The 351-nt window shown below is 70.4% G+C and carries 1 protein-coding gene; it reads left to right on the top strand.

The features are described from left to right. On the top strand, window positions 1-316 hold a 316-nt coding region (locus NE591_RS13400), incomplete at its 5' end, for a hypothetical protein (RefSeq protein WP_256156881.1). Window positions 317-351: the final 35 nt, after the last annotated feature.

Below are 351 nucleotides of genomic sequence, written 5' to 3'. Positions count from 1 at the left end.
GCCGCCGCTCGCCTCCTGCGGCGACAACGCCGGCATGATCGCCGAAGTGGCGCTCGACCGCTATCGGGCCGGGGCGTCCTCGCCGCTTAGCACCGACGCTTTGGCCCATGGCGACTTGGAGGTGCCGTACTCGCGGCTCCGGGCGTCAGGGTTCGGGCGTTTCCGATTGCCCGTAGCGGCCCGGAGCGTTGAGCCCAAAACAAAAGCCCGACGAGTCGGCGGCTCTTCGGGCTGGGCGAGCGATGGGGCAGGTGCCCCGTGGCCTTTGCGGGCCGAGGCCTTCTCTAGTGGCGGCATGCGTTGGCGGGATCCATGAGCGCGTCCTTGCCCTCCGCGAACAGGCGGTCCACG

This window comes from Adlercreutzia sp. DFI.6.23, from assembly GCF_024462535.1.
GTDB classification, from domain to species: Bacteria; Actinomycetota; Coriobacteriia; order Coriobacteriales; family Eggerthellaceae; genus Adlercreutzia; species Adlercreutzia rubneri.
The sequence above is the reverse complement of the archived record's forward strand: the minus strand, read 5'-3'. Positions and strand labels throughout refer to the sequence as shown.